Source organism: Amycolatopsis panacis (assembly GCF_003600245.1).
Taxonomy (GTDB): domain Bacteria; phylum Actinomycetota; class Actinomycetes; order Mycobacteriales; family Pseudonocardiaceae; genus Amycolatopsis; species Amycolatopsis sulphurea.
On record NZ_QZFV01000016.1, the window covers coordinates 1 to 8,054 of the forward strand.

General features: G+C 69.1%; 7 protein-coding genes and 1 pseudogene. 3 read left to right on the forward strand and 5 right to left on the reverse strand.

Annotated elements, in window-relative coordinates:
* Positions 1-281 precede the first annotated feature (281 nt).
* Positions 282-983 (forward strand): FadR/GntR family transcriptional regulator, encoded by a 702-nt coding sequence (locus D5S19_RS01400; protein WP_120021509.1) that lies wholly within the window; start codon positions 282-284, stop codon positions 981-983.
* A gap of 37 nt (positions 984-1,020) precedes the next feature.
* On the opposite strand, the gene D5S19_RS01405 is transcribed toward D5S19_RS01400, so the two are convergent.
* From D5S19_RS01405 to D5S19_RS01425, 5 genes and pseudogenes are all read right to left on the reverse strand, one after another.
* Positions 1,021-2,025, reverse strand: a complete 1,005-nt coding sequence (locus tag D5S19_RS01405; protein WP_120021510.1) for an ABC transporter permease — start codon at positions 2,023-2,025, stop codon at positions 1,021-1,023.
* The gene (locus D5S19_RS01410; protein ID WP_120021511.1) at positions 2,018-3,511 is read right to left on the reverse strand and encodes a sugar ABC transporter ATP-binding protein; all 1,494 of its coding nucleotides are present in this window, start codon (positions 3,509-3,511) and stop codon (positions 2,018-2,020) included. Before D5S19_RS01410 ends, D5S19_RS01405 begins: the two co-directional genes overlap by 8 nt.
* A complete protein-coding gene (locus D5S19_RS01415) occupies positions 3,508-4,539 on the reverse strand; it encodes a sugar ABC transporter substrate-binding protein (protein ID WP_233573656.1) in 1,032 nt (343 codons plus the stop codon). Before D5S19_RS01415 ends, D5S19_RS01410 begins: the two co-directional genes overlap by 4 nt.
* A 118-nt stretch (positions 4,540-4,657) precedes the next feature.
* Positions 4,658-4,924: pseudogene (locus D5S19_RS01420) on the reverse strand (fuconate dehydratase); the annotation flags it as partial.
* Between the two features lie 237 nt (positions 4,925-5,161).
* On the reverse strand, positions 5,162-6,409 hold the full coding sequence (locus tag D5S19_RS01425; RefSeq protein WP_120021513.1) for an NAD(P)/FAD-dependent oxidoreductase: 1,248 nt from the start codon (positions 6,407-6,409) through the stop codon (positions 5,162-5,164).
* Between the two features lie 192 nt (positions 6,410-6,601).
* Here D5S19_RS01425 and D5S19_RS01430 point away from each other — a divergent pair, with 192 nt between their 5' ends.
* Complete coding sequence (locus D5S19_RS01430; RefSeq protein ID WP_120021515.1) at positions 6,602-6,826, forward strand: hypothetical protein; 225 nt, start codon at positions 6,602-6,604, stop codon at positions 6,824-6,826.
* Positions 6,827-7,044: 218 nt separating this feature from the next.
* Positions 7,045-7,872: an ABC transporter ATP-binding protein gene (locus D5S19_RS01435; protein WP_120021514.1), complete on the forward strand. Its 828-nt coding sequence runs from the start codon at positions 7,045-7,047 to the stop codon at positions 7,870-7,872.
* The last annotated feature ends 182 nt before the right edge of the window (positions 7,873-8,054 follow it).

Genomic DNA, 8,054 nt, shown 5'->3' on the forward strand with positions numbered 1-8,054 from the left:
AGACTCAGAGTCCGTGAAGGGTCCCTTCACGGACCCGAAACCGGTCCGGCGCACGCCACGAGGTGGTCGCACACACACCTCCGCATCGCCCGCTGCCGGGCCCCCGACCAACTTTGCCGGGGCCCTGCCCTCACCGGTGGTTCCCCTCCGGCGGCGGCGGTTCTGGCCGGGGTGCGGTGCATAGCCGGGCGACGGATCATTGGTCCTCCTGACGAGTTACGTGGCACGCTATGCGCAGTACCCCGAAACATCCGAGGTCTCTGCAGGGAGGGGCGGTCACCGTGCCGGTCACCGATGCCGCGATCGACAAGATCAAGGAGATGATCGTCTCCGGCGAACTCGCCCCGGGTGACCGGCTGCCCAGAGAGGCCGAGCTGGCCCAGCGGCTCGGCCTCTCGCGCAGTTCGCTGCGCGAGGCGGTCAAGGCGCTGTGCCTGATCCGGGTGCTGGACGTCCGTCAGGGCGACGGCACCTATGTGACCAGCCTGGAGCCGGGCCTGCTGCTCGACGCGCTGACCTTCGTGGTCGATTTCCACCGGGACGACACGGTACTGGACTTCCTCGCCGTGCGCCGGATTCTGGAGCCGGCCGCGACCGCGCTGGCGGCGCAGCAGATGAGCGAGGCGGACATCGCCGAGCTGGGCACCCTGCTCGGCGAGCCGGGCGAAGCGCCGGGTGTGCCCGAACTGGTGGCCCATGATCTGCGGTTCCACCGCAAGATCGCGGAAGGTTCGGGCAATCCGGTGCTGTGTTCGCTGCTGGAGGGCCTCTCCGGGCCGACCGCGCGGGCGCGGATCTGGCGCGGGCTGACCCAGGATGGGGCCGTGGCCCGCACGCGGCAGCAGCACGTCGCGATCTACGAGGCGATCGCCGGCCGTGAACCGGAGGTGGCGCGGTCCTGGGCCACGGTGCACATCGCCGGCGTCGAGCAGTGGCTCCGCGGCGCCCTTGTCCCCGGCAAGCCGACCGCCACGATCTCCTGAACGCGCGAAGGTCGGATGATCACCGGAGCGCCGCCCGTCAGGTTTGCGGTTTTCCTCCGGCATAACGGCTGATGATCAGCGCGATCAGGATGATGCCGCCGTAGATCGCCTTCAGCCACTCCGCGGGGACCTGCGCGATCCGCAGCAGGCTGTCCACCGACTGCAGCAGCAGGACCCCGGTCAACGCGCCGACGAGGGTGCCCTTGCCGCCGTCGAGCGAAACCCCGCCGATCACGGCCGCGGCGAACACCTGCAGGATCAGCCCGTCGCCCTGGTCCGCGCCGAGCGCCCCGACGTAGCCGGTGTAGGCCAGCCCGCCGAACGCGGCCAGGACTCCGGCCGCCACGAACACGAGCCAGGAGATGCGGTCGACCCGGATCCCCGCGGCGCGCGCCGCCTCCGGGTTGCCGCCGATCGCGTACAGCGCCCGGCCCGTCCGGTGGTAGCGCAGACCGAGGCCGAACAGCGTGAACAGCGCCGCGGCCAGCCACACCGACATCGGCAGCCCGGCGAACGTGGTGGTCGCCAACGCGGTGAACGCGTCCAGCTGATCGAACAGGGTCTTGCCGCCGGTGGCGCCGATCTGCGTACCGCGCAGCACGGTGAGCATCGCCAGCGTCACGATGAACGCGTTGAGCTTCAGCTTCACGATCAGGAAGCCGTTCACGAAGCCGATCAGCGCGCCGGCGACCGGGATCGCGAGCAGCCCGAGCGCGGTGGGCCATCCGGTGCCGAAACCGGACGACGCGGCCGGGACCACCAGCATCGCGCCGATCGCCGGGGCGATGCCCATGGTCGATTCGAGCGACAGGTCGAACTTCCCGGTCAGCAGCACCAGCGACTCGCCGAGCACCACCAGGGACAACGCGGCCGCCGCGGACAGGATGCTCAGCACGTTGTCGAAGGTGAGGAACGTGTCGCTGATCAATCCGCCGATCACGAACACGACCACCAGCGCGGGCAACAGCGCCAGCTCACGCAGCCACCGCCCGTGGCGCCGCGCGGACACCGCCGTCCGCGGGCTGGTCAGCACGTCAGTCATGGCGCCCGACTCCTTCGATCCCGGCCACCAGCTCCCCGTCGGACCAGCCGGCCCGGTGCTCGGCCACGACGGCACCGCCGCGCAGCACCAGCACGCGGTCGGCCCGGCGCAGATCGTCCAGCTCGTCGCTCACCAGCAGCACCGCCTTCCCCTCGGCCCGCACCCGGTCGACGACCGCGAGCAGCGCCTCCTTCGATTTCACGTCCACGCCCGCGGTGGGGTTGATCAGCACCACCACGCGTGGATCACGCTCCAGCGCCCGGGCGAGCACGACCTTTTGCTGATTGCCACCGGACAGATCGGACACCGGCTGCTCCGGTCCGGTGGCGACGATGCCGTAGTCCGACAGCGCACGAGTGCCGCGCGCCCGGCGTGCCCTCGGCGTCGCGATGCCGCAGCGGCCCATCCGGTCGAGCACGGAAAGCGTGACGTTGTCCATGATCGAATGTGCGAGCACAAGCCCCTGGTGGTGCCGATCGCGAGGCACACAGCCAATCCCCGCCTGCAATGCCGCTGCGATATCGCCGGAAGGCAACGTTTTTCCTTCCACGGCAACGGTTCCTGCGGTGGGTGCGCGCAGCCCGTACACCGTCTCGGCGACCTGGTGCTTGCCGCTCGCGTTGCTGCCCGCCAGTCCGACCACCTCGCCGCGACGGACCTGTAAGGACACGTCGCGGAAACCGTCGCCGGAAAGCGCGGTGACGGTGAGTACTTCCCCGGCGCCGACGGCCAGTGGGGCGTGGGTGACGGCGGCCGGGAGCCCGTCCTGTTCGCCGGTCATCGCGTCGACCAGCTCGGCCCGGCCGATCTTCTCGACCGGCGCGGTCAGCACGTGCCGTGCGTCGCGCAGCACGGTGACCGCCTGGCACACCTCGTAAACCTCGTGCAGGTGATGTGAAATGAACAGGAACGTGATCCCGCTCTGCTGCATCTGCCGCATGCGCGCGAAGAGCCGCTCGATCGCCTGACTGTCCAGCTGCGCGGTCGGCTCGTCGAGCACGATGAACCGCGCGCCACGACTGAGCGCCCTGGCGATCTCCACGAACTGACGGTCCTCTATGGACAGTTCACCTGCCGGGGTGTCCACGGCCACCCGCACGCCCCAGGAATCGAGCAGCTCGCGAGCCTGCCTGCGCAGCTTCTTCCAGCCGATCAACCCGCCGCGCGCAGGCCGGTTGAGGAACAGGTTCTCCGCGACGCTCAGCTGCGGCACCACCATGGCGTGCTGGTACACACACGCCACACGAGACTGCCACGCATCCTTTTTGGACAAAGGCGGAGCAGGCTCACCGGAAAAGGACACGCTGCCACTGTCCGTTGCGGACAGTCCGGTGAGGATGGACACCAAAGTGGACTTTCCTGCCCCGTTCCGGCCGACCAGCGCGTGAGATTCGCCGGGTCGCACGGTGAGGCTGACGTCGTGCAGGGCGACCGTCGGCCCGTAACGCTTGCCGACGCCCACGGCTTGCACCACCGGCGCGATCACAGGTTGTTACCCCACAGCGCCTTGTCGTCCACATTGTCCTTGGTGACCACCGGCGCGGGCAGCTGATCTTCCAGAATTCCCGGACTGATCTCCACAATCTGGGAACCGTGGTCGGTCGGGCCGGGCTTGAACGTCTCACCCGCCATCGCTTTCTTGAGCCAGTACATGCCGTACTTGGCGTACGCGTCGGCGGGCTGGGAAACGGTGGCGTCCAGGTCGCCGCTGCGGATCGCGGCCAGCTCTTGCGGGATACCATCATTGCTGACCGTGACCACATGCCGCGGATCCCCGAAGGGGAAGAACAGATTCTTACGCTTGAGCGCCTGTTCGGCCGGTGCCAGGTAGACCCCGCCGGCCTGCAGGTACACGCCTTTGATGTCCGGATTCGCGGTGAGCAGACTGTCCAAACCGGACGAAGCCTTGTCCGCCTTCCACTCCGCGGGGATCTCCAGCACCTTCAGCGCCGGGTACTTCTGCTTCATACAGTCACGGAACGAGGCCGAGCGATCGCGGCCGTTGACCGAGGCCAGATCGCCCATCACCTGCACGACCTTGCCGCTCTTGACCCGACGGCCGATCGCGTCGCAGGCCTTGACGCCGTAGGCCCGGTTGTCCGCGCGCACGACCATGGCCACCTTGCCGCCCTCGGGCGCGACGTCCACCGAAACCACCGGAACACCCTTGTTGTCCGCCTGTTTCAACCCGGCCACCACCGCCGCGGAATCGACCGGCGTGACCACCAGCCCCCGGACGCCCTCGGCCAGCAGCGTGCCGATATCGGTGATCAGTTTGGCCGAATCGTTGTCCGCGTTCACCGCCGGCAACGCGTCGAGCCCCTGCTGCTTCGCCATCCGCGGCACGTAGTTGTGGTAGGCCTGCCAGAACGGCGAGGTCAGCAGCGGCACTGTCGCGCCGATCCGGCCACCGGTCGCGGATGTAGCCGTCTTGTCCTTTATGGACCCACATCCGGCGAGCATCAGCCCACTCACGGCCACTGCGGCAGCCAGCCGGATTACCTTCGTACGCACCGAATCCTCCTTGATGGGGACAGGCCGGTTCCAGTGGCCAGCCTGCCGGTCTCCTTCACCGATCCGTCCACTCCGGACCATCCGGAAAGCGGAAACGGCGCAGAGTCGCGTCGTGCATCCGTGCGGAGAATCCGGGTGCGACGGGAGCCAGGGGCACCACACGGCCGGCGACGAGCGGGGCGAGCGCGCGGATGGCCGCGGCCTGAACGTCGTTGCCACGCCCGATCGTGAAGGCGAACCCGTAGCCGTCCGGACCGTCGTCGGCGCGCAGCTCGACGTAGGAGGCCGAGTAGTCCGGATCCGGGTTCATCGCGTCGGAACCGTCCAGCTCCCGCGAAGTCGGGAAGCGGATATCGTGGACTTCCAGGCCCACGATCTTCGGCATGTCAGGCTCGCCGCAAGATCTGGCGGCCGAGACCGTCGACCTCGCCGGGGCGCTCGAACCGCACGGACGTATCCCCTCTCACTCCAGCTTCGCGATACATCCGATGTATAGCGGATCACCGTGCGGGAGATCCAGAGTTCCTGGCCTGCTGCCGGACAAAGTGATCAGATCCCGAACGGCGGGCCCGGCTCCATCCCCCGTTCAGCGGATTCGCGCTCCCCCACCCGCCCGATGCACTCACCCGCCGAGATCGGCGAGACTCCCGTCGGTCAGCTGCTCGGCGGTCACGCTGATCCGCTCACCCACCAAACGGTCCAACGCATCCCCGTCGTCCCACTGGTTCACGTTCATCGCCGCGTGCACCACGCCGTCGGAACCCAGCCAGAACGCGGTGAAGTCGTACGCCGCCAGATCGCCTCGGACCACGAGGCGGTCGTTCTCCGGATCCGCGAGACCACGGTATTCGCAGCCGATCGCCGGGCCGCCCTTGTCCGGCTCGTACTGATCGGTGAAGAAATACGGAGAGTCCAGGTACGGCTCGTTCTCGCCGAAGAGATTGCCCGCAACATGCGTACCCTGCCCACGCGCCGTCGCCCAGTGCTCGACGCGTACGCGGCGGCCGTAGCGGGGATGGAAGTGCGAAGCGATGTCGCCGACGGCGTACACATCCGGCGCCGCCGTACGCAGACCCGCGTCAACGCCCACCCCACCGTCGTCAGCGATTTCCAGGCCCGCCGCGTGCGCGAGATCGACCCGAGGGGCCGCGCCCACCGCGATCAGCACTACGTCGGCCGGTATCTCGTCACCGCTGGTCAGCCGTACGCCGGTGGGCTCAGTGTCTCCGGTAATCGCAGCAACGCCCTCACCGAGCCGCCACTGCACGCCGTGCTCGGTGTGCAGATTCCGGAAGACCCCGGCAACCTCAGCGCCGAGTACGTTCGCCAACGGCAGTTTCTCCGGCGCCACGACAGTGACCTCGGCACCCTGCGTACGCGCAGCCGCGGCTGCCTCGGTACCGATCCAGCCCGCGCCGACGATCACCACGCGCTGTGCCCGTGCGAAGGCGGCGCGCAGCTTCAACGAGTCATCGATCGTCCGAAGCGTGTACAGGCCGGGCAGATCGCCTCCAGGCACGTTCAGCTTCCGCGGCTGCGAGCCCGTGGCCAGGACAAGCCTGTCGTACCGGTGCTCGCCCCCGGCATCGTCGAAGACGAGCCGCGCGCCCAGCTCCAGCCTCGTCGCGGCGACTCCGGACGACAGCTGGATGTCGTGCTCGGCGTAAAACCCTTCGGCACGTACCCAGTCGGGCTCGTCAGCAGCGCCGAGCAGCACCCCCTTCGACAGCGGCGGCAGCTCGTAAGGCCGGTGCGATTCCGCGCCGAGCAGCAGCACCTCGCCGCCGAATCCGCGCTCCCGCACCGCGGCCGCGGCGGACGCCCCCGCCAAGCCGGCTCCGATGACGACGATCTTCCGGGGTTCCGCCATGTCCGCTCGTCCCTCCTGGTGCCCGCACCTGCGCCCGGACGCTACTCCCGTCCCCGCTTCGCCACATCTCGCGCGAGCGCGGAATACCCGGCAGTAGGCAATTCGGGTGAACCGGCGTAAGGGCCTCCGGCGCCCCCGGTCCCACCGCGGCACGAGGACACGCGAAGCGGTGTGGATCGGAGGGCGAAGGCCGTGACTGGGCGGGACGGGCGGGACGAATGGTCGGTCGGATGCCGGGATCTGGCGGGCAGGCGCCGGGATCTGACGGTATTCGTGGGTACGGACGACAAGATCGTGCTGGTCGCGCCACCCGGCGAGGCAGCAGTGCTCGGCCCTCTTGAGGTCGGCAGGTTGCGGGCCGCGCTGCGGGACGCCGTGGTGACGATGGCCGCGCCGGCACCACGCACCGGGACCTGACACCTGCCTTCGGGCAGGTGCAGCCTGGCAGGCACCTGGCCACGCCCGGCGTGACAGGCTTTCCCGGGAAGCGGGCCCCGTACTCCTCCAGCTCACGATTACGCTTGTGCGGCGCGGCATTCCCCAGCACCGCGGCGGAACCGGCACCGTCCGGTCACCCTCGGCGATGCGACGAACGGAACTCCCCGAACGGGGGTCACTAGGTTAGCCTTACCTCTGTGGCACAGACGATCGAGGACGCCCCGGCCCGGACCCGGCCGCGGCTGCACGCCGAAGAACTCACCCTGGCCTACGACGGGCGCACCGTCGCCGAATCGCTCGGCGTGGTGATCCCGGACAAGTCGTTCACGGTCATCGTCGGCCCCAACGCCTGCGGCAAGACCACGCTGCTACGCGCGCTCTCGCGGATGCTCAAGCCCCGCAAGGGCTCGGTGTTCCTCGACGGCGAGGTGATCTCCAGCTACGGCGCGAAGGAGGTGGCCCGCCGGCTCGGGCTGCTGCCGCAGAGTTCGGTCGCCCCGGACGGCATCACCGTGGCCGATCTGGTCTCCCGCGGCCGGTACCCGCACCAGAAGCTGCTGCGCCAGTGGTCCCGCGAGGACGCCTCGGTGGTCACCGAGTCCATGCGCGCCACCGGGGTGGCCGACCTCGCCGAACGCCTCGTCGACGAGCTGTCCGGCGGGCAGCGCCAGCGCGTGTGGATGGCGATGGCGCTCGCCCAGCAGACCGAACTGCTGCTGCTCGACGAGCCGACCACGTACCTGGACATCGCGCACCAGATGGACATCCTCGACCTGTGCGCGGATCTGCACGCGAACCAGGGCCGCACCCTGGTCGCGGTGCTGCACGACCTCAACCACGCGGCCCGCTACGCCACCCACCTCATCGCCATGCGCGGCGGTGAGGTGCTGGCCACCGGGACTCCCGCGGAAGTGGTGACGGAGGAGAACGTGGCCCGCATCTTCGAACTCCCGTGCCGGGTGATGGACTGCCCGGAAACCGGGACCCCGCTGGTCATCCCGAAGGCGGGCCGCCGCGCGGCCTGACCCCCCACCCGTCCGCGAGCGGGGTCCGTGAAGGGACCCTTCACGGACTCGGGGTCCAGGGTCCCGGCAAAGTTGGTCGCGGACCCGTGATCATCAGAGAGAGCCGTGGCTGCCCGACCGGTTTCGGGTCCGTGAGGGTGCCCCTGACGGACTCAGAGTCCGTGAAGGGTCCCTTCACAGCC